Source organism: Rhodopirellula sp. SH410, assembly GCF_055811895.1.
Genome location: NZ_CM147949.1, coordinates 521,022 through 545,857, shown reverse-complemented (window position 1 = coordinate 545,857; position 24,836 = coordinate 521,022). Strand labels below are relative to the sequence as shown.

Here is a 24,836-nt window from a genome sequence, read left to right as displayed (position 1 = left end):
GCGTCACATCTTCTGCGCTGAAGCTCAAACTCGGATGGCCCCACGGCCCGGTTCCCCATGTCCCGGCTCCCCATGTCCCGGTTCCCCACGCCCCGTGCAATGCGATGTTCCCCGGTCGACCGCTCTTCTTTCTTTGATCGTGCCGCCGAGCGACAATTCATGGCAATGGGTGCCTGGCGGCGTCAGCGTGATCTCGCTCGGCGTGAAAATCTCGCTCGGCGTGAAACTCGAACAACCTGGGAACGACCTGGACGCGTGCTCCCCGGACTTGCTACCCTCGATCTTGAGACGAAATTTCTAGTTTCTGGGACAAAGGACGGTCCATGCAGTCGTTGATGCGCTATCGAGATCTGGTGTTGCCATTGGGCATCATCGGTTGCCTCGTGGTGATCCTGGTACCGCTGCCACCGTTTCTGATGGATCTGTTGCTGGCTGCCAATATCACCGTTGGTGTGATCGTGCTGCTGACGACGGTCTACGTCCAAACGCCGCTAGAATTCAGCATTTTCCCGTCTCTGCTGCTCGCAACCACGCTCGCCCGACTCGTGCTCAACGTGGCCACGACGCGGTTGATTCTGACCAGTACGGAGTCCGGCGACAGCGGTGCCGTCGGGGGGGTGATCCAAGGTTTCGGCGAATTTGTGGCCGGCGACCGGATCGAAGTTGGAATCATTATTTTTGTCATCATCGTATTGATCCAGTTCATTGTGATCACCAAAGGTGCCACACGGATCAGCGAAGTGGCGGCCCGATTTGCCCTCGATGGGATGCCGGGCAAACAAATGGCCATCGACGCGGATCTCAACGCGGGCAATATCGATGAAAAGACGGCTCAGCAGCGACGTGAAGACGTCGGTGCGCAAGCCGATTTTTATGGGGCCATGGACGGTGCGAGTAAATTCGTCCGCGGTGACGCCGTCGCTGGGATCGTGATCACGCTGGTGAACGTGGCCGGTGGTCTGTATATCGGCGTGATGCGGTATGGAATGTCAGTTCCTGAGGCCGTCGAACTGTTTACCAAACTCACCATCGGTGACGGCTTGGTCAGCCAACTGCCCGCGCTGTTGATCTCACTGGCGGCCGGGTTGCTGGTCACGCGGAGTGCGAACAAAGCCAATCTACCTGAACAGTTTTTGCAGCAGGTGTTCAGCAACCCCAAAGCTCTGGCGGTGGCGGGAGGCTTTCTGTGCCTACTGATCATGACCAATCTACCGACGGTTCCGATGGCCACCCTCGGTGCAGGGTGCCTGGGACTGGCCGTTGTGCTGAAACGGCAGAACGAGCAGGACACGATTAACGAGCAGGCCGTACAGGACGAGCAGGCCGCCGCGGAGCTGACCCCCACCAAGCGCGTTGAAGATTTTCTCGCCGTCGACCCGATGGAACTGGCGATCGGCTTCGGCCTGCTGTCGTTGGCTGACCCCCGGCAAGGCGGCGATCTGATGCAGCGAATCACGGGAGTGCGCAATTCGATGGCTGGTGACATTGGGATCGTGCTACCGAAAGTCCGAATTCGCGATGACATGAATCTCGAAGACAATCAGTACGAGATCCGAATCGCGGGCAATCCCATCGCGACGGAGCGGGTCTTGCCCAACCGCATGCTCGCGATCGACCACGGCAGCACAACTGGCGTGATCGAAGGGGAACCGACCTACGATCCAACCTTCGGTGGGCCGGCGGTGTGGATTGATCCGCTCCGGCGTGAGCAAGCCGCCATCTACGGCTACATGCCCGTCGAACCCGCCGCCGTGCTGGCGACCCACCTGCAAGAAATTGCCCGTAGTCACGCCGATGAGCTGCTGACCCGTGATGCGACCAAACACTTGATCGACGAACTCAAACAGGCTGCTCCGGCGGTCGTCGAGGAGCTCATCCCCGACTTGCTCAACGTCAGCGATGTGCAGCAGGTACTGCAGACGCTGCTGCGTGAAGATGTGCCCATTCGCCAACTCGCGATCATTCTCGAAACATTGGGCGATCACGCGCGCACGACGAAAGACCCGATCGCCTTGAGTGAGCACGTCCGGCAACGTCTGGCCCGTACGATCAGTACCCGATATCGCGACGGACGAGGACAACTGCACGTGATCGCGCTCGACGCAGCAACAGAAGATCAGATCGCGGCGGGCATCGAACAGAATGATCGTGGACTTTTTGTACGGATGAGTCCATCGGCGGTCGACTCGACTTGCGAGAAAATCTCCGTTGGTGTTAAGAAATTGATTGCGTTGGGTCATCACCCGGTCGTTTTGGTTAGCCCGCGGATTCGTCCGGGGCTGCACAGGATCGTCGCCGCATCGATGCCCCGCGTGCGGATCCTATCCTACAACGAGATCACGCAAGATACGCAAATCCAATCGCATGGCGTGGTGAGTGATTGATGTCCATAAGAACTTTTAAAGCAGCAAACCTGCAAGCCGCACTGGCCGACATCCGGGAACAAATGGGTCCGGATGCCTCGGTGCTGCACACCCGCCAGGTCCGTGACGGCTGGCTTGGTTGGCTCGGCCGTACCCAAGTCGAAGTGATCGCGGGTTTGCGTGGGGCGGGTAGTTATCCATCCGGCCTGACGACCGATGACGGTAGCGTCTCGCGTCCTGACGACCTTCAGAGCCTCGAGCGATATTCGGAAGGACTCTTCTCCGGCGCGTCCTCATCGATTGATCGAACGGGACACGGGGAGACGATCTCCATGAAGCTGTATGACATGGGTGATTCGAGCGACGTTGATCCGCTGTCGATCGATCCGCTGGTTGGCCCCTTGCGTCAAGCCGGTGTCCCCGAGGCGGTCATCCGTCGCTGGCTGGCGTCGGCCTCAAGCTTCGCTGGCAATGTTGGTATGAACGACCGACTGCCGTACGACCTCAATGGCCGATTGGAGCATTTACAGCGTGCAATCTCCCGTGAACTGAACCTCTGTGGTCCGATTCGAACGCAGCCCGGCGAGCGACACGTCGTCGCATTGGTCGGTCCTACCGGCGTCGGCAAGACCACGACCGTTGCAAAACTCGCTGCAGGTTTCCGCATCGAATCCAAACGCCGCGTCGGTTTGCTAACGATTGACACATACCGAATTGCCGCCGTCCAACAACTCCAGGCCTACGCTGAGATCATGGACCTACCGATGCAGGTCGTTGAAAAGCCTGAGCAAATGCAACCCGCCATGGATCTACTCGGGGATGTCGACTTGGTACTCATCGATACGGCGGGTCGCAGTCCCCGCAGTGATGCCCGAATCGATCAATTGGCGGAGTTCCTCCGCGCTGCCCAACCGGACGAGACCCATCTCGTGCTCAGCGCAACGAGTTCGAGCGAAAATATCCTGACCACGCTCAGTGGGTTCACGCCGGTACGAGCGACCTCCGTGATTTTGACGAAGCTGGACGAGACCCCGCATACCGCGGGCGTGCTCTCGGCACTGACGGCGAGCGAGAGATATCTGTCGACGCCACTGAGTTACATCACCCATGGCCAGCAGGTGCCCGATGACATCGCCGTCGCCGACGCGCCCAATCTGGTGGGCGCACTCCTGCCAATGACCCCACTGACCGTCCCCTTCGGAGAAGCGGCTTGATGAAGCGGCCGGCTAGCAGGTCGTGCGAGATCACCAATGAATTCCAGGGACTTGGATTTGTTCAAGATCCTCATGCCGCAGGATCTTTAACAAGATCCACTACCGACAACAACGATTTCCAGCAGCGACCAAGAGCCAAAATCATTTCCACGACTTTTACCTCAAGAACTAAACGGTACTGAGCCGATAACATGAACTGAACCGGAGCGTGAAGAACAAAGCTCACTTGAGACAATTTTTCACGATGCCGATTAATCGATTTGGGAGACGCGATACCGCCGACTCAATAAGCACTCACTAACGGTGTACTCAATAACCGGAGTTGACTTATGAAACGGATGCTCGCTATTTCGCAGTGACCGCTCGCAGGGGGACATACTCTCCTCGGCAGCGAGATCGACGAAAGCCTAAATCCGAAGTAGGAGATGTGACCGAGGCATGGATGCCAGGCCTCGTCTCCGCCCACTTCGAACTAAAACTAACGTAGAAACATTCCATCGTCAGGCGTGTCTTATTGTTCTCACGGACAACGAGATGCACTGGCGATCAGTGATCATCATGGAGGATTCGATGCCCGCCGCTGCCCCCGTCGACGAAGAAATCGCCCAAGTTTGGGATTCATTCAAAGCCATCACCAAAGACCATCCCAACTACGAGGGTTTGCGTAACCGACTCGTCGAACGGTTTATGCCATTGGTGCGATACAATGGTGAGCGAATATGGCAGCGACTTCCTGATGGCGTCGAGCTCGACGACTTGATCAGTGCGGGCATCTTCGGCCTGATGGACGCGATCGATGCCTACGATCGCGACCGTGGCGTAAAGTTCGAAACGTACTGCGTGCCACGAATTCGCGGCGCCATGCTCGATGAACTTCGCACGATGGACTGGGTACCACGACTCGTTCGCAGTAAAGCGAGCAAGCTCGGAGCTGCGACGAAGCAACTCGAAACACGGCTCGGACGCGCCCCCACCGTGGCTGAAATTGCGGAACATATGGAACTCGCCATTCCCGAAATCGAGAAGATGCAAACCGAAGCCAATGCGGTGGGCGTCGTTTCGCTGAATAAGAAGTGGTACGAGACCGACAGCTACAAAGACGTTAGCGAAATCGACATTCTGGAAGACAAGAAGGGCGAAGACCCTACTCGTCGGGTGCAGAAGACCGACCTCATGCGACTGGTCACCAAGGGACTCAATCGCAACGAACGCTTGATCATCATCCTCTACTACTACGAAGAGTTGACGATGAAAGAGATCGGAGCCACGCTCGATCTCTCAGAGTCGCGTGTCAGCCAAATGCACACCTCGATCGTGACGCGTCTGCAGCAGCAACTCGGCGTCCGGCGACTCGAATTCGGCGCCTGAGCATGCGGATCGCCCATGTGATCACACGGATGATCATCGGTGGAGCGCAAGAGAATACGCTGTTGAATTGCCAAGACCTGATTGCCAATCACGGCGATGAGGTCTTGCTCATCTGCGGTCCTGAAACCGGCCCCGAAGGTGACCTGCTCGGTCGCACGCAGCCAGCGGCCCAGGGCGGACCAGGACCGGGTGCCTCGCCACGCGTGCCCGTCCAGATCGTGGATTCCATGCGTCGGTCCATTCATCCGACGCGAGACTGGCAGGCTGCTCGCGAACTCGCCCGTGTGCTGGGCGAGTTCGATCCCGATGTCGTCCACACGCATAGTGCCAAGGCAGGGTTGCTGGGACGGCATGTCGCCTGGAAACAGTTCAAAACGGCATCGGACCGTCGCCCCGCAGTGATTCACACCGTCCATGGCGCGCCGTTTCACGCATATCAATCCACGTCTGCCAAGCAGTTCTTCATCGCATGCGAACGATGGGCCGCCGGACGCTGCCACCACATGATCAGCGTCGCCGATGCGATGACTGACCTGATGGTCGCAGCAGGTGTCGCCCCACGCGAGAAATTCACGACGATCAGCAGCGGCATGAACGTCGAACCGTTCCTCGCTGCCAACGGCCATCGCGAGCGAATTCGCCAGCGATACGGGATCACTGAGGAACACGTCGTGGTCGGCAAAATCGCCCGCCTATTTCACCTCAAAGGCCATGAGGACTTAATCCGTGCGGCGCGCACCGTCGTGGACGCATGCCCTCAGGTGCGTTTCCTTCTGGTCGGCGACGGCGTGCTGCGGGATGACCTGCAAGCACAAATCGCGGAACTGAGACTGGACGATCACTTTATCTTCACGGGACTTGTCCCACCGAGTGAAGTCCCAGCAATGATCGGTGCGATGGATCTACTCGTTCACACCTCGTACCGCGAAGGACTCGCCCGCGCCCTCCCGCAAGCCTTGATCGCCGGCAAACCCGTGATCAGCTACGACATCGACGGAGCCCGCGAAGTGGTCATCGATGACGAGACCGGTTACCTCGTGCCGCCCGGGGACGAATCCTACCTAGCCAATCGGATGATCCACCTGATCGCCCACCCTGATCAACGACTGCAGCAGGGCAGTGCAGGGCGGTCGCGATTCACGGACCAATTCCGCCATCAGACGATGACGCGAAGCATCCGACAACTGTACTGTCAAATTCTCGCTCACAACCAATCATCATCGAGCTAAATCATGGCCAAACCTGCCAACACGAAACCATCGAACAAGCCCACCGAATCTGCGCAAGCGACGCCGGCGGATGCGGCCGAGACAGCCAAGAAAGACACGGTCAAGGAAAAACCTGACGACGCGGTGACCACCAAACGCCCGGCCAGCAATCAAGTGAAAGACACCACAGCGGCAGCGCGTCCGAAAAAGACAAAGGCCCCCGCAGCGAAGCAAGGATCGCTGATGCCAAGTGAGCACAAGCTCGAAAACCTCGCCGCTGCCATTTCCGCAGCGAGTAACGCAGATAATCTACTTCTGATCCTGCAACACGTCGACGCCGCAGGCGGGCCCGCGGAGGTGATCGAAAGCATCGAAGCCTACCGCGCGTTAAAATCGGCCGTGGAACAACCCGCCGGTACTTGAGCACCTCATCGAACTCGCCGACGAGGTGCGATCGGTCCCCCGATCACCGCGTCGGCGGCACACCGACGGGTGATCGCGAATTCACCGATAACTATTGGTCTCGCTCACCGTAGGTCGGTGGTGTCCAGCCCGGTGGGAGCTTGCCTTGCGGGCGGACTAAATGAGCCGCGTCTGAAATGGGAATGTCATCCTTTGCCGCGAGCGGGAGGTCGTCTGCAAGATGCTTGATCTTAAAGTCCTTGTATTGAATCTTCATTGCCGGCCCAACGTGAACCTGGACCGCCAAAACACCTTCGAGGGCACGTCCCTTGGCATCGAAGTCAATCACATCGGTCGTCAGGTGCCCGTCGATCCAATGCTGATAATGATTCCCTCGGGCGAGCACCCGGTAGTCGTGCCACTGATCGGTATCGAAGTGCTTCAAGTCCGATGGCATGCTCGCAACAGATCCCGAATCGGTACCCCATGTGCTGCCGACCACCCAGGCGCGCCCCTTCGCATCGACGATGACTTTTTCACCGGCATGTGACAGGATGCGACGGCCTTTTTCTTCGTACAGCATGCCGTTGTAGTTCGGGTTATTGGAGACAACATCGCATTGGTAGCCCGTGACCACATCGAGCCCGAGATCGGGGCGGGAGAGACCGCGATACTGAATCCCGCTATTCCCGCCAGCGCTGACTTTGACCTTCACACGCAGGTCAAAGTTCCGAATCGTTGAATCTTCCCAGGTGATGAACTGATTCATCTTCAGCGAACCATCTGTCACGCCCGTCAACGCCCCGTCTTGAACGGACCAGTATTTAGGATCGCCTGACCAATGCCGCAGCGTTTTGCCATCGAACACGGATACAAAACCATCTTTGTCAACACGGGCACCGACATTGGCTGCGGCGACCGGATGTGGCACGGTTGATTTGCTGAACCGTGTGTTCAGTTTATCCAGAGGGCCACCGAGTTCCTTGACTCGCTCTGCCAATCGCCCACGCATCGCGGCCAGCGTATCGGCGTGGTTGGGGTCACCGGCGAGGTTCACGAGTTCGTCGGGATCGTTCTTCAGGTCATGGAGGAACTCGTAGTTGTCATCGTCGAAATAGACGACATATTTAAACCGATCGTTGCGCAGTCCTTCAAAGGCAGGGATCCGGTTACGAACGGCAAAGTGTTCGTGGAACGTTTCGGTCCGCCAGTCCTGCGGCTGGTCCCCTGCGACAATCGGCGCCAGGCTATGGCCTTGATACCGCTCCGGGATTTCAGCCCCCGCCCAATCCAAAAACGTTGCCGGTAGATCGAGATTCAATCCGATGGCGTCTGTCGTGGTACCACGCTCGGTGGCCGCGGCCCGGGGATCCATGATGATCAAGGGGACGCGAAGTGATTCCTCAAAGTGCGACCACTTGCCGGCCAAACCCCGGTTGGCCATGTAGTAACCGTTGTCGGCGGAGTAGACGATGATGGTATTCTCGGCCAATCCTTGCTCTCGAAGAACCTTGAGAAATCGCCCGATCGCATTGTCAATGCCGCTGACCATACGGTAGTAGGATCGCATATTGGTTTGATACTTTTCGTCGGTATTCCATCGCCAGAAGAACCGCTCTCGATTGATCGTTGTTTTCAGAAAATCGGGCAGCGCGTCAAAGACAGCTGCGGCGTTCAAGGGCGGCTGGGCAATCTCGATGCCTTCATACATCCCGTTGGCTGATTCAGGCCATGGAAAGTGCCCGATGCCAGGCCGCCGGTCGCCGTCTTCTGCGTGACAGGCATTGAACCACATATTCAGGGCGAAAGGTTTGCCTTTGGGCTGCTCGCGGAGGAACTCGATGCCGCGGTCGACGACCAGATCCGTTTCATGACGAAGAGTTCCGTCTGCTTGCTTTTTGTAATACGGATTGCGCCCAATCGCTTCGAACTCGTCAAAGTGATCCTGCTGTCTGTACCCCTGTGGCATCTTGGCATGCCATTTCCCAAAGTAACCCGTTCGATAGCCATGCTCGCGAAGGATGTCGGAATACAGCTCTGCGACCGCCTCGGGACGGGCCAATTCGGGGTTAGCGGGCGTGCCATAGGTACGACCGGTCAGCCCCGACAGGATCGTGGTGCGGCTCACCCAGCAGATCGATTGGCTCACGAATGCGTTGCGAAAGCGAACGCCGTCGGCGGCCAAGGCATCTATGTTGGGTGTTTGGATGACGTCATTGCCGTAGCAGCCCAGCGTGGTGGTGGTTTGATCGTCGGCAAAGAAAAACACGATATTGGGCGGTGTCGCATTCGATGGCGACGATTCCGCTTGCGCATCACTGCTCGTGGCATTTTGTGCTGCGGTATTTTGCGTTGCCGTGGCAGGCACCTTCGCGTCGACTTCGTCACCATGCGCCGGTGCTAAGAAAAGCGTGCAAACCGCGACGATCGATGTGGCAAATTTCAAGGTAGCCTCTGGGGATAGGGGAGTTAGGTGGGGACTGCCCATCATAACCGAAATCCGATTTGCGGTAGGCGTTGCGAATGGGTTGAGTCGGAGGTCCCAGCGGGCGATTGATCGACGCAGCGTGGTCCCCGCTCACCGCTTACTCGACCCGGTTGCGGCCGTTTCCTTTCGCGTCCAGCAGGGCACGATCAGCTCGCGCGACGATGGATTGGGGCGTATCGCCGCTTTGATATTCAGCAACACCGATGCTGACGGTGATGGATTGCCCCCCGAGCCCCTTGAGCGGTGTGGCGGCGACGGTTTGACGAATTTCGTTGGCCCGCCGCGTGGCAGTGGCCTTGTCGCTGCTGATCGCCAGGACGACAAACTCTTCGCCGCCATAGCGGACCACGAGGTCAGAGCTGCGGGTTTGACGCCGCAGCACGTCGGCGAACTGAATCAGGGCCTCGTCGCCAGCGGGATGGCCGTGAATATCGTTGATCCGTTTGAAATGATCGATGTCGCACATGATCAGGCTGAACGTGGGTCCCTGCTGGCGGGCTTCGGTCGTGCATCGCAACAGGCATTGATCGAACTCCGCTCGATTGGCAACGCCCGTCAGGGGATCACTCATCGCTTTCTTGTGCAGCGATAGGATTTGGCTCTGCATTTCTACCCGATCGGACAAATCGCGGACGATCACCACGGCGCCGCCACCGTGCTCCATACCGAGCGGAGTCGCGTGCAGGAGCACATCTCGCCCAGCCTGAATGGCGACGGTCCGAGCCGACTCCTCATTCGCGGGCCTCTCGTCGAAGGCGTATGGATCGCTGGCGATGAGCTTCATGGTTCTCGCAAATGCAACTTGTCGGTCGAGGCAAGCGGTGACGAGGCACTCGGTCGTCTCACCTGGCTCGGCACTCGCAAAGTGAAGTTGAACAGAATCCCACCGCGTCCCCACACAGTCTGCCGCAGCGACCTGGCTCAACTGAGCCATCGCGTCGTTCCAATAAAGAATTCGGCCGGAGTCGTCCAGGAAAACGACACCATCGTGCAGGCTGTCGCCCAGGGCCTCGAAGAAGTGACGGGAGATCACTGAAGCACTGCTACCGATCCCGGCCGGAGGCTGTACCGAGAAAACCACGGTCGGGACAGGCGACAGGATGTCAGCGATTTGGTCGTTCATAAAATGACAGTACGCGGGGCGTCGGGGACTGAAAAGGTTGCTGCAATCCTAGGTCACGCAGCGGGCCCGTTTGATGACAAGCCACGATTTCTTCCGCAATCGACACAACCGGATCATGGACCTGGCTAAGAAATGCCCGTTACCACAAACCAAAACTTGCCCTGCGAACCAGTTCGACTTACCATGCATTGTTAGCGGCGGGGCCAAACTTGGTCAAAACGGTTAAAATCGCATCCGAACTGGATGCAAATTCCATGACCGCCCCTCTCGTTCCCTTCCTCGCGAGTCCCCCACGTGAGCCTTTCCGACGTCGATCGACTCCTGCTCCAGCGTTGCTTAGACCGTGAACCGCGGGCGTGGGAGAATTTCGTCGATCGCTTCGTGGGATTGGTTGTCCATGTGGTACACCGCACGACGGCCGGTCGCGGAATCTCGATCGACGACTCCACGCGAGACGACTACGTCAGCGAAGTATTCTTGGTATTGATCCGGCACGATTTTGCGGTTCTACGTCGATTCCGCCGCCAATGCTCTCTGGCCACCTATCTCACCGTCATCGCTCGCCGGGTCATCGTCCGGCGACTGCAACAGACACAGCGTGATACCATCGTCGATGGGCCGCGGGCGCAGGAACAGGCTGCGGCGATGAAGCAGGCCGCCAGTGCCGCGCCCACCGAGATCCAGCGGATCGACAATGCTGAAGAGGTCGAGCATCTGCTGACGCGGCTAGATTCTCGCGAAGCCCATGTGGTGAGAATGTATCACCTCGAAGGCAAGTCGTATCAAGAGATCAGCCAAGCGGTCGGTGTCAATGAGAACTCGATTGGCCCGCTGCTGCACCGTGCCCGTCAAAAGATGAACGGGAAAACTTAGAATTCCGTCGCGGCTTCGCGTTGGGGGCACCAGGCAAAACGAGGGGCCCCGTTGAGTCGGTGGCTGTGGATCCTGTGAAAGATCCACGCCCCTGAAATTCATCGGTGGTACTCGCTAATCCATTTCTGGATTTGGCTGCCGCTCATGTAACCGACGTGCTCGTCGAGAATCTTGCCGTCACGAACGAGCATCAATTTTGGAATGCTAAAAATCCCGTATCGCTCAGCGAGTTCAGGATTCTCATCAACGTCGATTTTGAGTACCTCGACGTTGGCGGGCAGCTGTCCCGACATTTCGTCGAGTTCACGCTCCACGTCGCGGCAAGGCGGGCACCAAGTCGCTCCGAATTTAACGATTACCAGTTTGTTACTATCGATGTTTGTGTCAAATTTAGTTGGGATCGGCGTGGCAATGCCTTCGCGTGATTGGGGCGGCTCGCAGCCGATACTGCCCAACGCGAGTAGACTCAACAGACCTGCGGCTAACAGAAAGGGGTTGGAACATGACTGTTGAATATTCATTTTAAACCGTCCAAAGCAAACTCAAAATTGGGGCGGGTGCGCGCACGCAGGTCGGATCGACGAATCATACACCATCAAAATGGGCATCGAACGGTCAGCCCCGCCGAATTTCAGGTACCTCGTGGTATTGGAACTCGTTGCGGTGACGGGGCGTGGTGCCCGACGAACATTTTCCCAGATAATGAGCGCCGTTCAGCTCCCCCAGCTGATCGCAAATACTCAGACGCGTTCGGCTCGCTGAGCCGAGCGTCCATGACTCAACCGTATTGTTTTTTTCCTAGCACTGATCGTCCTCCATGCCTGATTCTGTTCGCCGTAAAATCGTTTCGAAACCGGATCGTTCAGACGAGGGTTCGCCCCAGTGGCTGACGGCGCTGCCGGTTTACAACGAAGTCGCGTACGTCGATGACGTGCTCGATCAAGTTTTACGGTACAGCGACCGAATCCTGGTCGTTGACGATGGCAGCACGGACGGGACGGCGGCCAAGCTCGATGCTCGCCAGGCGGACCTGCCCGATCGCATCGACGTGATCCATCATCCGCAGAACCGCGGCTATGGTGCAGGATTGCAAAGTGCGTTTTCCTACACGCTCGAGCATGGCTACGCGGGGATTGTGACCCTCGACTGTGACGGCCAGCACCAACCGCACCGCATCCCTGGTTTCATCGCGGCGGCAGCATCGGCAGATATCGTTTCGGGCAGCCGCTACTTGGAGAAGTTTGAGGGCGACGATGAACCGCCTGTCGAACGGATGGGCATCAATCGGCGAATCACCGCCGAAATCAATGAGCGACTGGGGTTCGAGCTCACCGACGCTTTCTGTGGGTTCAAGGCATACCGCGCCGAAGCTCTGCGTGCGATGACGATCACCGACAATGGCTACGCGATGCCACTCGAACTGTGGGTGCAAGCCGCTGCCGCAAAGCTGCGCGTGATCGAGCTACCTGTGCCGCTGATCTATCTCGACCTCGAGCGATCCTTCGGCGGCTCGCTCGACCAAGCCGAAATTCGGTTGAAGTACTACAACGAGGTATTGGAAGCGGCGATCGAGGCGGTTCATTTGAACCACGAAACACACGAATGACACGAATTTAGAAGTCCGCTGTGCTTCGCGTATTTCGTGGTTACTTTAATCAGATCCACGGGTACTGGAGGGATGGCGCCGTGGTTTCCCAAGCAACGTCACTGGCTGCTCACGCGATCGCTTAGGCAACCGGCCTGTGTTCCGGATGCCCACAGGCAGGAAGCCGATGCCACGTTATTTGGCGAGTGCCTTAACGACCTCGGCATGACCATTTTGCTCGGCAAAACTCTTGGCGGTATCGCCGTCAATGTCGCGGCGACTACGGTCGGCCTTGTGCTCGAGTAACAAATTGACCACTTCGAGCTGGCCCTCGGCGGCGGCGTGCATGAGCGCTGTAAAACCTTCACCCGTGTCGGTCGCGTTGACATCGGCGCCCGCGTCAAGCAACGCTTTGCAGGTGTCGGCATTATCGCCCGTCGCCGCGAACATGAGAGCCGTTCGCCCCATTGAATCACGGTTGTCGAGCTTCGCCCCGTGTTCGAGCAATCGTTTCACGGTCTCGGTATGCCCATTGAACCCCGCGAGCATCAGGGCGGTGCGTTTTTCTTCGTCGATCGCATTGACGTCGACTCCGGCGTCAATGGCTTGCTCGACCGCGGTGGTGTCCCCCTCGAGGGCATCTTCCATGAATCGGGGGACGTCGACCGGTGTCGTGGCAGGTGACGGTGGTGTGGCCGACTCTTTCTTCTCAGCCGTTTTCTCGGCGACGGGCGGCTTCGGGGGCACCGACTCCGGCTGAGATGTCGCCTCATCCTCGGTTGCCGGTTGCGATGTTTCGCTGCGTTGGGTGCCCGTAGAATCCGCTGGAGAATCGGGCGTTTGTCCGCAACCAACCAGCACCAGGAGCACGACACAGGGCAGCCCACGAGACAATGCAGCGGCCGTTTTCTGAAGAAGAATAGTATTCATCGACACATAATAACATGGAATTCCAGTCGCTGCGTTACCCCACGTGCTGCCTGACGGCATACCTTTCGTGAATCGTGTGCCGTTCAGACACCCGCGCACCGGTTGGCGGGCGTCTCCCCCCGCATCGGCACCGCTGACGCACGAACATGCTTGAGAGGATTCCTCAGCAATCTGGACTGCAAAGCGAGAGGACGCTAAAATAGGTCGTCAATGATTCATGGCGAATTGTTCGAACCAACCACTTCTCATCACACTTGCTGTTCGATTGCCGTGACCGACCGCGCCGAAGATTTCCCAACCGATTCGACCGAGGTTGCCCCAGTGCTGGTGGCGGCGCTCTATCGTTTCACACCGCTGGCCGATCACCCGTCGCTGCAAGCCGCATTGCTCGATCGGATGCAGCAAGGCAGCATTTTCGGCACGCTCTTGCTCGCCCACGAGGGCATCAATGGCACGATCGCTGGCGAACCGCCAGCATTGCGGGCGTTTGTGGATTGGCTGCGAAACCTTGAACACGACGCTCACCTGCCGTTCGCGGCGACGGATGTAAAGTGGTCGACGTGCGCGCGAATTCCGTTTCGACGCTCCCGCGTGCGATTGAAAAAGGAGATCGTGACGATGGGTGTCGACGGCATCGACCCGCTCCACAGCGTCGGAACCTATGTCGACCCCGAGGATTGGAATTCGCTCGTGGACGACCCCGACGTGATTTTGATCGATACCCGCAACGACTACGAAATCGAAATTGGGACGTTTGCTGGAGCGGTGAATCCGAACACCGATTCGTTTCGCGAGTTTCCCCAATACGTTGCCGAGAACCTCGACCCTGAACGGCATCCCAAGGTCGCGATGTTTTGTACCGGCGGGATTCGCTGCGAGAAGTCGACGGCCTACCTAAAGGAATGCGGTTTCTCGGAAGTCTATCATTTGCGAGGCGGCATCCTCAATTACCTGGAAAAGGTGTCGCCGGAACAATCTCGCTGGCAGGGCGAATGCTTTGTCTTCGACAGCCGCGTGTCGGTGGACCACCAACTGCAAACGGGCCAGCACTCGCTGTGTCACGGATGTGGGTGGCCGGTGACACCTGAGATGAAAGACGATGCTCGGTATGAACATGGCGTGGCCTGCCCACGCTGCGCCGCGAGCATCACCGAAGAGCAACGTCGCCGACGCCGCGAACGCCAGCAACAACTCGATCGGCAGCACGCCGCCGAGCACACGACCGACCAAAAAGCGAGTTCCTGATCCCCCCGTCAAGCGGCGTTATCGGCATCCCGTCGATAGATGGAAGCAGCGACAGCGCCCGCCAGAAACTTCTTGGCTCAGCAGCAGAATCGCTGGCCGGCCCTATCCACCCACCGACTCTGCCGATCAGGCAAACTTTTCAGAGACTTATACGGCGGGTCGCCCAGCAAACCCAATCCCCGATTATCATGAGTAGTCGGCGCGGCTAGCTGTCTATCCATTTGCTCGGCGCGACGGAATATTCCACACAGTCGTTTTGATCGGAGTGTTGTTACTGACAACTCTCCTCAGGATGAAAATATTAGCTCAAGAACTATTGACCAAGTCGAGCTTGCGACGTTCACTTGGATCGGAACCTCTCCCATATCGGCGAATTTGGTGACGCTGCGCCCGTATTTGACACGACTGATTTTTGCTTTGAACGCTAACCGTTGGAATGGCCCATGCCTGCCCACTTATCACAAATGACACCTGCTCGTCGCACACTCCTTGCCTTGTTGGTCTGCGCGACATCAGCGCCATCAGCATCGGCCTGTTGCTTGACGGACTGGTTGTACGGTCGACAACCTGCCTACGCGGTCGCCCCCGCGGTGCAGGTCACGCCGGGGGTTCCAACCACATGCCCGACCACGCCCTATGCAGCAGGGTACACGCCGTATACCTCGGGCTACACACCCTTGGTGACGACTGCGCCGAGTACGACCGTGTTACCGATGGCGGGCACGAGCATCTACGCGCAACCCAGTTCGGTTCAGATGCCCGCTTATGCTGCGGTACCGCTTAATAATCCATCGGTGTATTCGGACCAGCCCATCACAACGGGATATCGCGGCGTGGTGCCTGCAGGTGGCGGCCCCTATGGAGCCGGGAACTTCTACCCCAATAATTACGCGACCGCGTCGCCCAGCGTCATCACGACCCCCGCGACGACCTATCAAGCCAACTATGGATCAACGGTACAGTTGCCCGTGACGCCGACGTACGCTGCACCTCAACAAGGTGGATTGTCGCGGTTTTTCAATTCCCTGCTTGGGACCGGATACCGCACCTCCTACTACGCGGCGCCGATCACGTATTACCGCCCGGCGACAACCGTCGATCCGGTGACGGGCACGACGGTCACGGTCCAGCAATCCTGTGCATCCACGGTTGAGCAGGTACAGCGGACACCTTATGCCACCTTTGCGCCGGCCCAATCATACGCTCAAACGCCGCCCCCTGGCACATCGTATGAGATGACTCCCAACTCAGGTATCGCCCCGTGCAACGCGACATCCCCATACGATCCAGCGGCGGGTACATACTACGGCACCTCCCCCATCCCGAGCACATCGCTGCCCAACGGCTACGAAAATTCGATGGGTGGCGCCACCAGCAACGGTGACTTGCAGCCGCTCGCCCCCCCCACGCTGCCGCCGCCGCCAACGACTTCGAATTTCTCCGGTCGATTGAGCTATCCCGATTCCGATGCGAGTGGAGCGTATGGCAACCTCAGCCCGCTAACGGGCAGTTCCTCGGACAACGCGCCCGCCTACCAGCGAGAAGTGCAGCCGGACCTCCAACCGCTTGCGGCACCGAGCTTGAATTCCGCGAAACCCGCGTATCCAGATCCGCAAGACAACTCAGCCTCCGTCGACGACGCCTACCGGCAGGGCTATGAGGCCGGCCGCACCGCAACTCAAAAGGAATCTGCTGACAAAGCGTCGCCGTATGCTGCACCGGAGAACACAAGCGATCCGTATGGTAGCAATCGAAGCAGTGGTAGCTCCGAATCGAAGCAACCATCGACCGATTCGCAATATCAACTCAATCCCCCCGACAATACGCGCTCATCAACCGATGATTCGTCTCAGCGTACCCGCGCCGAAATCGAACGCGATGAACGGGATTTGCAAGGGCTGACGACAGGAGTGCCCAATCCTCAAGGCAGTAATCGTTTGGTGTATGAATCGTCCGATTCGGCGCCGCGAGTCCGCCCAATTCCCGCACCAGACGACTACCTCAATCCGTTTGATTCGACTAAAAAATTGACGGCTCCGGACTTACTGCCGGCGCTGCCTCCCCCGTCGGCATCCTACTATCGCGGCACTCCTCAAACATCGAGTCACTCCCATCAACCGCAACGCCTCAGCGTCCCGGTTCGGGAAGCCTCGATCCAGGGAACGAGCGACCGCATGCCAGCGAGCGTGCCCGGCGAGACAACACGTCGCCGCACCACTGCACCAGCCCCGGTGAAACAGCCTCAAGCTAACGCATGGCAATCGAAAGTACGGCAACAGTCCCAAGACAGTGGCTGGTACGCGACAGGCCGGTAACCTGCTCGCAGTGCTGGAGATCGTCGATTAAACACCGGCGCGTTGGGTGAATACGGAAGTGACGTCATGACGACGGCCTCGGACGGGACAAGGGTACCATCCGACTCACACCAACTGCCTGAACGGCTGCGCTGCCTCCAATTGCAGCGCGAGCTCCAACAGCAACCGTTCTTGCTGCAGGTTAGCGCTGAACATGATCCCAATGGGCAGGTTCGCTTCCCTGTCAAACCCGAGCGGGAGACTGATCGCAGGTGCCCCGGTGGCATTCGCGATGGGGGTGAAACACGCCCACTGCCGCATCCGTTGCATAAGCTCGTCCATCGGGAGGTCCATTGCGAGATGGCCGATCTGCGGCGGTCGTTGGCCTACCGTGGGACTGACCAAAACGTCGTACTGAGCATACAAACGGGCACACCGACGCGACGACCTCCGGAGCCGAATCAGAGCCCCCGGCAATTGACGAAGTCGCCGCGGTACCTGGCTCGCCAATGCTTTCACGAAATCGGACATTCGACGGCGATCGAAACTCGAATCAATCCGTCGCTTGGCCGTCGACACTGTCATCCATGCCAACAGGCACCAAAGATTCTGGAAGTCCTCGGCAAACTGCTCTGTGTCCGGCAGTTCGATTGGCAAGACCTGATGGCCGATCGATTCGAGCAGATTGAGGGTTGATTCAAATTCGTGTTTGACGATCGCGTCGACAGGACCATCGAGTAATTTACCGGACACCGCAGCAATTCTCAGCGGTCGCTCGAGTGGCCGCTCAACATGACCGATCGGCGTGAATCCGGGGCGTGGGGTGAGTCGCTCGGCTTCGGCCATGAACAGCGAGGTATCGCGAACGCTGCGTGTGAGCACGCCGTCGGTCACGATCCCCACGAAGGGCTCGCGGCCCTGTGACGCCGGCAGCCGACCGCGTGTGGGCTTCAGCCCCACCAGCCCGCAACACGAGGCAGGGATGCGAATCGAACCGCCCCCATCGCTGCCGTGGGCAATCGGAACCACGCCCGCAGCGACCAGGGCAGCCGAACCGCCGGATGAGCCGCCAGGCGTGTGCTCGAGGTTCCATGGGTTTCGCGCAGGCGGCCGGTCGGGAAACTCCGTCGACGCGGTGAACCCAAATTCCGGCATCGCACTCTTGCCCAAACAAATCATGCCCATGTCGAACAGTTGCTGGGCCGTCGGGTGAGTGCGTTTGACGGAGGGCGAATGATCAAACGCCGCCGTACCGTATCTCGTCGGTATTCCCGCGACGTCCGTCATATCCTTGATCACGGTCGGGACGCCAGCAAACGCCCCGCTGACGGGCTGGCCGGCCCGACGCCCAGCCGTGTCAAAACAGTTGGCGACAATCGCTCCCAGGGAAGGATCAACCAGGTTCGCTCGCGCGATCGCCGCACCGATCACCTCGCTGGCACTCACCTGCCCATCACGAATCAAACGCGCGATCGCCACCCCGTCGTGGCGGGCCAACGCATCATCGGTGAATGCGGAAGCGGTAGGCGGTTTCATGGGCAGATGAGTGTTGGATCACTTCTCTCAGTGTGCGGAGCTTCGGACGCCAGGAACCAGACCAAGATAGATCAGATCTCCTATCGTGCAACCTCCGCAAACCAGACGGTCCGCGTCACCCCAGCGGTCGCTCAGGTCACGTCGCGTGATTTGCGACTGAGCAGTTGATTGGCTTGGTCATCGCCAATGAACTCCTCAGCCTTGGGATCCCATTTCAGTTCGCGGCCCAACATCAATGAAATATTGCACAAGTGACAGGTCGTCATGGTGCGATGGTGCGACCAGACGTCGGAGATCGGCACCCCACCATCCTCAATACACTCAAAGAAGTTTGCCATGTGGTTGCCCGGCTTCTTGCCTTTGCACAGCTTGATGATTTGCTCGTCGATCTTCTTGCGATCCTCGTCGGTGAGCGCGTCGACGGGACTGCCTTCGAGCTTGCCTCGATTGACGAAGATCCGTCCCTTGCTGCCCTCAAACAAGATGCCGTTGGGAAAGTCGACATTGTCATTTTCCCGTTTGTAGTGATCGTTGACACTGAGCGTCGATCCGTTTCCATACTTCAAGTCAATGTGAAACTTTGTCGCCGTGTTATAGCCGTTAGGCAACGAAGCTTCTCCGTTGAGGAACGAGTTCCAATTGAAGTCAGCGGGCACCCGTTGCGGGAACGTGCCCTTGCCTACGATATGGACCGGCCCCGTTTCACCGGGTGCGAGTGCCCACTGCGCGATATCGATGTGGTGGGCACCCCAATCCGTCATCTTCCCGCCGGAGTACTCAAAGAACCAGCGGAAGAACCGGCGGCGTTCGTCACAATACTTGACCTCGGGTGCTGGCCCCACCCACATGTTCCAATCGATGTCTTCGGGAGCAGCGGTGTTTTCAAACGGACCACCATCGGGAGCGCCACCGATCGCCACGTAGGCGTTGACGTTTTCGCCAAGATACCCGGTTTGCACCATCGCGACCGCAGTCAGAAAGCGAGACATATCGCTCCGCTGCTGCGTTCCAACCTGGAACACCTTGCCGGTCTCTTCGACCACTTTGCGAATCTGCTTGCCCTCGTCGATCGTCAGCGTCAACGGTTTTTCGCAGTACACATGCGCACCACTGCGGAGGGCGGCGATTGCAATGGGCACGTGCCAGTGATCCGGTGTACCGATCGTGACGACTTCGGGTTTTTCAGTTTCGAGCATCTCCCGATAATCGCGGTACATCTTGAGCTTCCCGCCGAAGTCTTCGTTAAATTCGGCGGTATGTTTGTCATCGACGTCGCAGACCGCGATCATGTTGGCAAATTTTGCGGCGCCCCGAGCGATACTCCCTCCACGGTTGTAGCGTCCCCGACTGCCTCCCACACCAATCGCAGCAAGGCGTCGTTTTTTTGAATCGGAGGCATCGGCTTGCTCGGCGGCGGAGGCAGCCCCCGCGAGCGAAAGAGCGGAGCCAGCAGCGGCAGTGGTACGGAGGAAATCGCGTCGATTAGCACTCATTTAAAAATCCATGGAAAAAAAAGGAAGAATTCATTGCCAATAGTTTAGCAGGTAGGGCCGGTTCCCACCGGCCATCCCCTGGGGGTCGTCGTTCGAGCCGCTCATCCAACGCATACGGCCGGTGGAACCGGCCCTACATACTACATAATCCTGAAAACAGGACGATTCATTTGGGTGAGGGGTATCACGTAGGGCCGGTTCCCACCGGCCATCCCCTGGCCTTCGTCGATCGCGCCCCTCATCCAACGCATACGGCCGGTAGAACCGGCCCTACATACTCCTGAAAACAGGACGACTCATTCGCGTGAGGGGTATCTCGTAGGGCCGGTTCCCACCGGCCATCCCCTGGACTTCGTCGATCGAGCCCCTCATCCAACGCATACGGCCGGTGGAACCGGCCCTACATCCTCTTGAAAACAGGACGACTCATTCGCGTGAGGGGTATCACGTAGGGCCGGTTCCCACCGGCCATCCCCTGGACTTCGTCGATCGAGCCCCTCATCCAACGCATACGGCCGGTAGAACCGGCCCTACATCCTCTTGAAAAAACAGGACGACTCATTTGCGTGAGGGGTATCACGTAGGGCCGGTTCCTACCGGCCATCCCCTGGCCTTCGTCGATCGAGCCCCTCATCCAACGCATACGGCCGGTGGAACCGGCCCTACCTTTGCAATTCATGGGGCAGGTCGGCGAGGGTGGCACCGATGGACAAATTTTTTGATCGGCTTCTCCGCACTGGCGGTTGCCGGCGACCTGGTGAGCCGCAGCGAGGAAACGGCTGTTCACGCCACATTGCTTGGCATCTTACGGCAATCGGTTCACCATTGAACCGCAAAAACTGCGTTACTCGCGAGTCTGAACGATCACAGAGAGCGAAATTTTTTTAGCACCTGGTCGCCAACGGCTTCGATCGATCGTTCGATCTGAGCTACCATTTGCCCATAGCTCAGACGGGCGGAGCCGTCTGGCTACAATACCAGCCCTTCCCATTCCTTGTTGAACTGATTCAGCGTCATGGACTTTCTGCTTTACTTGGCCTTGGTGCCCGCTCTGGGTGTGACGGCTCAGTGGCTGGCGTGGCGAACTGGCTTCCCCAGCATTCTGGTACTACTGCTGTTCGGCGTCTGCCTGGGCTGGTTCGTGCAGCCGGATGAATTCCTGGCCAACCTGACCGACGGCGATCATTCGGCGGGCCCAAATTTGCTATTTCCCTGGGTCGCCCTGTCGGTAGGCGTGATCATGTTTGAGGGCGGCTTGACGCTGAAGCTCGGCGAACTTCGCGAATCAGGGTCGGCATCGCTGCGGCTGGTAACCATCGGAGCGTTGCTCTCATTCATGGGCAATACGGTCGCCGTGCATTTCCTGCTGCACTGGGGCTGGCAACTCAGCGCCCTGTTGGGCGCGATTTTGGTGGTGACCGGGCCGACTGTCATCGGTCCGCTGCTGCGTCAAGTGCGGCCGAGCCGCCGGGTCGCCGCGACTCTGAAGTGGGAGGGTATCGTCATCGACCCGATCGGTGCGGTATTAGCCGTGCTGGTCTATGAAGAGGTGCTGCTCCAACATGCGTCACCGGAATGGACGAGTGTCATCGGATCGCTGACCTGGACGCTCGCCGTTGGATTGGTGCTTGGATGCGCTGGCGGTGCGATGCTGACCCAGGCGTTACGACGCTTCTGGGTTCCCGATCATTTGCACGGCGTGACCGCGCTCACCCTGACGTTATTGCTTTTCGCGATTAGCAATGAACTGGCCCACGAGTCGGGGCTGATTACCGTGACCGTCCTGGGGATTTGGCTAACCAACCAAAAGCACTTTCATATCGAGCATATCGTCGAGCTGAAGGAGAACCTGCGGACTCTCTTGATCGGCTGCCTGTTCATTATTCTTGGATCGCGTGTTGATTTGGCCGACATCGGTGCAATTGGATTGCCGGGGCTGGCTTTGCTCTTGGCGCTGGTGTTAGTCGTCCGCCCGCTTTCCGTTTACCTATCGCTACTGGGCAGTCCGCTAAACTATCGCGAACGAACGTTTATCGCGGGGCTCGCACCGCGTGGGATTGTCGCCGCAGCCGTCAGCAGTGTGTTTGCCCTCGGAATGGAGAGTCGCGGCGATCTGGTCATTCCGGGGTCGAGTCAACTCGCGACGGTGACCTTTTTAGTCATCATCGGAACGGTGACCGTCTATGGCATCGCAGCCGGTCCGCTCGCAAGATTTCTGAAGCTTGCCGAAGAAGCGTCTCAAGGGATATTGATCGTCGGTGCGGATCCGTGGGTCCGTGAGTTTGCCGAGGAACTCGACCACGCCAAGATACCGCTGCTGCTGGTCGACACGAACTTCAATAAGGTCACTCAAGCGAGAATGGCAGGAATCCGTGCTGAGTGCGCCAATATCCTCAACGAACATGTCCGCGACGAACTGGACATGACGGGGATCAGTCGATTCATGGCCTTAACGCCCAACGATGAAGTCAACTCGCTGGCATTGCGAGAATGCCGCAACCAGTTTGATTCCTCGCGGCTGTATCAACTAACATTCAAGACGAAAAATGTCCCAGGCCGTCGAGAGCTGACCAAAAGTCTGGCCGGTCGCGAATTGTTCGGAAAGGGCGTTACCTTTTCGCTACTGCGTGATATGCACGACGCAGGCGCGGTAATCAAGTCGACGAAAATATCCGCTGAATTCACTTACCAAGATTTCAACGCCAAATATGGTGAACAAGCGATCGTGATGTGTTCGATCGATGGCGAAGGCACACTGAAAATCAACACGATCGACGATCCTCTCGTCCCCGTGGCAGGACAAACAATTGTGACATTCGTCACGGTCAGCCCGATTCCATCGCAGCACGCTTCACAGGATAACAGCTCACCCGACGACACGACGGACCATGACTCGCCAGAAACGGGAGACAAAGCTACCCATGTTTGATCCATTCGCCGCAACGATTGCGTTCTCGCCCTTGATCGTTTACCTGCTCATTTTTTCGGTCATTCGCATCGGTGGTTTTGTTTGGGTGACCACCGGTGCCCGCGACTTGGCCTTCGTCTTGCTCGCGATCTCAGGCTTGATCGTGATCGGACCGATGGAATTATTCTTCCCCAGCGCAACCGCTGCTCTGCTCGGCGTATGGGTCTGGATCCCCCTGTTGCTTTTGTATTTCCTGTTCGCTTGCTTGGTGGTCATCAATAGCCCAGCGAAACTAGTCATCTATGGCCGCACGGCTGAAGAGGTCTACCCCGCCATGATTCGGGCCGCCCAGGCACTGGACTCGAACACGGTCGAAAACGACACTCAACTGCAGGTGCACCTCCCCGCATTGGCCGCCCACCTGCGACTCGACCCCGTTCGCGGGAACGATTGCAGCAGCGTGGTGGCGTTTGAGCCAACACTCCCGCTCGCCTTCTGGAATCAGTTCGCCAAACGCCTTCGCGCCGAACTTCGCCCCACCCCACCCCCGTATCCTCGTCGTGGCTGGGCCATGTTAGTCGCCGCCATGATGACGACGTTCTTGCTGCTGCGCCATGTTGCAGCCCAGCCCGCGATGCTCGTCGAAGGATTTCACGAGTGGTTCATCCGGTGAATACAGACACGCCCGTACGTCCGAAACAAAAATCCAAAGCGATTGGCATTGCGCTGACGCTCGGGAAGTTCCTTGCGCCTGTCCTGATCATTGGATACCTGTTGTGGCGGATGCCCGCGTCCAACTGGCAACAACTTGCCGAGCGTCCGATCAACTACCCCGTGCTGGCCGCCGCGCTGGGCGTCGCCATGATCGCCCTCTTCGTGTCGTTCCTGCGGTGGTGGGTACTCGTTCGCTGCCAAGGCATCCCGCTGAGTTTACTCGAGTCGCTACGGCTCAGTTCCATTTGCTTTCTACTCAGCTTCGTGTCTGCGGGAAGCGTAGGCGGTGATCTGTTTAAAGCTGTCTTTCTGGCCCGCCGCAGCCCCGGGAAACGCGTTGCCGCAGTCGCGTCGGTGTTCGTCGATCGTGGGTCGGGCATGTATGGGTTGCTCCTACTCGTTTCGGCGGGACTGATCATGCGTGAGTCGACCGATCCATTCGAGCTCAACGGGATTAGTGTCGAGCACATCAAATGGATCGTGGGCGGAATGCTGGGCACCGGCACGGCCGTCCTGCTCATGCTCGTCCTGGGCGGAAACATTGTTGACCGCGTGATTCGGCAACTCTCAGGCGTCCCCGTCGTTGGGCCGTTGATCGAAAAAGTCGGACCGCCCCTACGCGCCTTCCACAACCATCCATGGGCGTTTGCCCTGTCGCTACTGATGAGCGTGTGCGTGCAGGGTTCCTTCGTTGTCAGCATGTACTTGATCGCTACATCCATGTACGCCTCACCGCCGACCCTCGCCGAGCACTTCGTCATCGTTCCCATCGGTATGCTCGCGTCGGCCCTGCCCATCACGCCCGCCGGGATTGGGGTGCTCGAAGTGACCATTGAGACGCTCTACCACCTCGTTCCAGCCCGCGTGACAGACGCGTCGGGGACGCTGGTGGCACTGGTGTTTGAACTGGTGAAGCTCGTGATTGCCGGAATCGGAATCATTTTCTATTGGACCGCTGGCAAAGACGTTCAAGAGAGCCTTGTGTATGCAGAGCAGCACCCGGACGACTTTGCGACGGAAACGCTCGACGACAAAACCCATTAAAAATCGACGGGGCGAATCCGGGGCCCCCCAAGACCTCGGACGCTAGCC

General features: G+C 58.3%; 18 protein-coding genes. 12 read left to right on the top strand and 6 right to left on the bottom strand.

Going from position 1 to position 24,836, the window contains the following annotated elements; genetic code table 11:
* Window positions 1-335: 335 nt before the first annotated feature.
* The 5 genes from flhA to SH410x_RS02215 all read left to right on the top strand — a co-directional run bounded on the left by flhA (window position 336) and on the right by SH410x_RS02215 (window position 6,576).
* Window positions 336-2,384 (top strand): flagellar biosynthesis protein FlhA, encoded by a 2,049-nt coding sequence (flhA, locus tag SH410x_RS02235; protein WP_473677228.1) that lies wholly within the window; start codon window positions 336-338, stop codon window positions 2,382-2,384.
* Window positions 2,384-3,577 (top strand): flagellar biosynthesis protein FlhF, encoded by a 1,194-nt coding sequence (locus tag SH410x_RS02230; RefSeq protein WP_473674215.1) that lies wholly within the window; start codon window positions 2,384-2,386, stop codon window positions 3,575-3,577. Before flhA ends, SH410x_RS02230 begins: the two co-directional genes overlap by 1 nt.
* Window positions 3,578-4,126: 549 nt before the next feature.
* Window positions 4,127-4,945 carry a FliA/WhiG family RNA polymerase sigma factor gene (locus tag SH410x_RS02225; RefSeq protein WP_473677227.1) on the top strand — a complete coding sequence of 273 codons (819 nt, stop codon included), beginning with the start codon at window positions 4,127-4,129 and terminating at the stop codon, window positions 4,943-4,945.
* Between the two features lie 2 nt (window positions 4,946-4,947).
* Window positions 4,948-6,174: a glycosyltransferase family 4 protein gene (locus SH410x_RS02220; protein WP_473674213.1), complete on the top strand. Its 1,227-nt coding sequence runs from the start codon at window positions 4,948-4,950 to the stop codon at window positions 6,172-6,174.
* A gap of 3 nt (window positions 6,175-6,177) precedes the next feature.
* Entirely contained in the window at window positions 6,178-6,576 is a 399-nt protein-coding gene (locus SH410x_RS02215; protein ID WP_473674211.1) for a hypothetical protein, read from the top strand.
* Between the two features lie 91 nt (window positions 6,577-6,667).
* On the opposite strand, the gene SH410x_RS02210 is transcribed toward SH410x_RS02215, so the two are convergent.
* Both SH410x_RS02210 and SH410x_RS02205 read right to left on the bottom strand, forming a co-directional pair.
* The gene (locus tag SH410x_RS02210) at window positions 6,668-9,001 is read right to left on the bottom strand and encodes a sulfatase-like hydrolase/transferase (protein WP_473674210.1); all 2,334 of its coding nucleotides are present in this window, start codon (window positions 8,999-9,001) and stop codon (window positions 6,668-6,670) included.
* 139 nt (window positions 9,002-9,140) lie between these two features.
* The gene (locus SH410x_RS02205; protein WP_473674208.1) at window positions 9,141-10,166 is read right to left on the bottom strand and encodes a sensor domain-containing diguanylate cyclase; all 1,026 of its coding nucleotides are present in this window, start codon (window positions 10,164-10,166) and stop codon (window positions 9,141-9,143) included.
* A 294-nt stretch (window positions 10,167-10,460) separates the two neighbouring features.
* Between SH410x_RS02205 and SH410x_RS02200 the strand changes: the two genes are divergently transcribed.
* Window positions 10,461-11,039, top strand: coding sequence for an RNA polymerase sigma factor (locus SH410x_RS02200; RefSeq protein ID WP_473674206.1), 579 nt, complete (start codon window positions 10,461-10,463; stop codon window positions 11,037-11,039).
* A 98-nt stretch (window positions 11,040-11,137) separates the two neighbouring features.
* On the opposite strand, the gene SH410x_RS02195 is transcribed toward SH410x_RS02200, so the two are convergent.
* Window positions 11,138-11,560, bottom strand: a complete 423-nt coding sequence (locus tag SH410x_RS02195; protein WP_473674204.1) for a thioredoxin family protein — start codon at window positions 11,558-11,560, stop codon at window positions 11,138-11,140.
* A 296-nt stretch (window positions 11,561-11,856) separates the two neighbouring features.
* Between SH410x_RS02195 and SH410x_RS02190 the strand changes: the two genes are divergently transcribed.
* A complete protein-coding gene (locus SH410x_RS02190) occupies window positions 11,857-12,645 on the top strand; it encodes a glycosyltransferase family 2 protein (RefSeq protein ID WP_473674202.1) in 789 nt (262 codons plus the stop codon).
* Between the two features lie 174 nt (window positions 12,646-12,819).
* Here SH410x_RS02190 and SH410x_RS02185 read toward each other — a convergent pair whose 3' ends face one another.
* Window positions 12,820-13,554 (bottom strand): ankyrin repeat domain-containing protein, encoded by a 735-nt coding sequence (locus SH410x_RS02185; protein WP_473674200.1) that lies wholly within the window; start codon window positions 13,552-13,554, stop codon window positions 12,820-12,822.
* Window positions 13,555-13,764: 210 nt separating this feature from the next.
* Between SH410x_RS02185 and trhO the strand changes: the two genes are divergently transcribed.
* Both trhO and SH410x_RS02175 read left to right on the top strand, forming a co-directional pair.
* The gene (gene trhO / locus SH410x_RS02180) at window positions 13,765-14,799 is read left to right on the top strand and encodes an oxygen-dependent tRNA uridine(34) hydroxylase TrhO (RefSeq protein ID WP_473674199.1); all 1,035 of its coding nucleotides are present in this window, start codon (window positions 13,765-13,767) and stop codon (window positions 14,797-14,799) included.
* Window positions 14,800-15,263: 464 nt separating this feature from the next.
* Window positions 15,264-17,114 (top strand): hypothetical protein, encoded by a 1,851-nt coding sequence (locus SH410x_RS02175; protein WP_473674197.1) that lies wholly within the window; start codon window positions 15,264-15,266, stop codon window positions 17,112-17,114.
* Window positions 17,115-17,219: 105 nt separating this feature from the next.
* On the opposite strand, the gene SH410x_RS02170 is transcribed toward SH410x_RS02175, so the two are convergent.
* Entirely contained in the window at window positions 17,220-18,629 is a 1,410-nt protein-coding gene (locus SH410x_RS02170) for an amidase (RefSeq protein WP_473674195.1), read from the bottom strand.
* 131 nt (window positions 18,630-18,760) lie between these two features.
* Window positions 18,761-20,122, bottom strand: coding sequence for a Gfo/Idh/MocA family protein (locus tag SH410x_RS02165; protein WP_473674194.1), 1,362 nt, complete (start codon window positions 20,120-20,122; stop codon window positions 18,761-18,763).
* Window positions 20,123-21,137: 1,015 nt separating this feature from the next.
* Here SH410x_RS02165 and SH410x_RS02160 point away from each other — a divergent pair.
* Genes SH410x_RS02160 through SH410x_RS02150 form a run of 3 tightly spaced genes read left to right on the top strand, consistent with a single transcriptional unit; the run spans window position 21,138 to window position 24,788 of the window.
* Window positions 21,138-23,051: a cation:proton antiporter gene (locus tag SH410x_RS02160; protein ID WP_473674192.1), complete on the top strand. Its 1,914-nt coding sequence runs from the start codon at window positions 21,138-21,140 to the stop codon at window positions 23,049-23,051.
* Window positions 23,044-23,703, top strand: a complete 660-nt coding sequence (locus tag SH410x_RS02155) for a hypothetical protein (RefSeq protein WP_473674191.1) — start codon at window positions 23,044-23,046, stop codon at window positions 23,701-23,703. The genes SH410x_RS02160 and SH410x_RS02155 overlap by 8 nt, the downstream gene beginning before the upstream one ends.
* Window positions 23,700-24,788 (top strand): lysylphosphatidylglycerol synthase transmembrane domain-containing protein, encoded by a 1,089-nt coding sequence (locus SH410x_RS02150; RefSeq protein WP_473674189.1) that lies wholly within the window; start codon window positions 23,700-23,702, stop codon window positions 24,786-24,788. Before SH410x_RS02155 ends, SH410x_RS02150 begins: the two co-directional genes overlap by 4 nt.
* Window positions 24,789-24,836: the final 48 nt, after the last annotated feature.

Bases quoted from the DNA above. Each gene is read 5' to 3' on its own strand.
- flhA (WP_473677228.1), top strand. From the start codon at position 336: ATGCGCTATCGAGATCTGGTGTTGCCATTGGGCATCATCGGTTGCCTC.
- SH410x_RS02230 (WP_473674215.1), top strand. From the start codon at position 2,384: ATGTCCATAAGAACTTTTAAAGCAGCAAACCTGCAAGCCGCACTGGCC.
- SH410x_RS02220 (WP_473674213.1), top strand. From the start codon at position 4,948: ATGCGGATCGCCCATGTGATCACACGGATGATCATCGGTGGAGCGCAA.
- SH410x_RS02215 (WP_473674211.1), top strand. From the start codon at position 6,178: ATGGCCAAACCTGCCAACACGAAACCATCGAACAAGCCCACCGAATCT.
- SH410x_RS02205 (WP_473674208.1), bottom strand. From the start codon at position 10,166: ATGAACGACCAAATCGCTGACATCCTGTCGCCTGTCCCGACCGTGGTT.
- SH410x_RS02195 (WP_473674204.1), bottom strand. From the start codon at position 11,560: ATGAATATTCAACAGTCATGTTCCAACCCCTTTCTGTTAGCCGCAGGT.
- SH410x_RS02190 (WP_473674202.1), top strand. From the start codon at position 11,857: ATGCCTGATTCTGTTCGCCGTAAAATCGTTTCGAAACCGGATCGTTCA.
- SH410x_RS02185 (WP_473674200.1), bottom strand. From the start codon at position 13,554: ATGAATACTATTCTTCTTCAGAAAACGGCCGCTGCATTGTCTCGTGGG.
- trhO (WP_473674199.1), top strand. From the start codon at position 13,765: ATGATTCATGGCGAATTGTTCGAACCAACCACTTCTCATCACACTTGC.
- SH410x_RS02175 (WP_473674197.1), top strand. From the start codon at position 15,264: ATGACACCTGCTCGTCGCACACTCCTTGCCTTGTTGGTCTGCGCGACA.
- SH410x_RS02170 (WP_473674195.1), bottom strand. From the start codon at position 18,629: ATGAAACCGCCTACCGCTTCCGCATTCACCGATGATGCGTTGGCCCGC.
- SH410x_RS02165 (WP_473674194.1), bottom strand. From the start codon at position 20,122: ATGAGTGCTAATCGACGCGATTTCCTCCGTACCACTGCCGCTGCTGGC.
- SH410x_RS02160 (WP_473674192.1), top strand. From the start codon at position 21,138: ATGGACTTTCTGCTTTACTTGGCCTTGGTGCCCGCTCTGGGTGTGACG.
- SH410x_RS02155 (WP_473674191.1), top strand. From the start codon at position 23,044: ATGTTTGATCCATTCGCCGCAACGATTGCGTTCTCGCCCTTGATCGTT.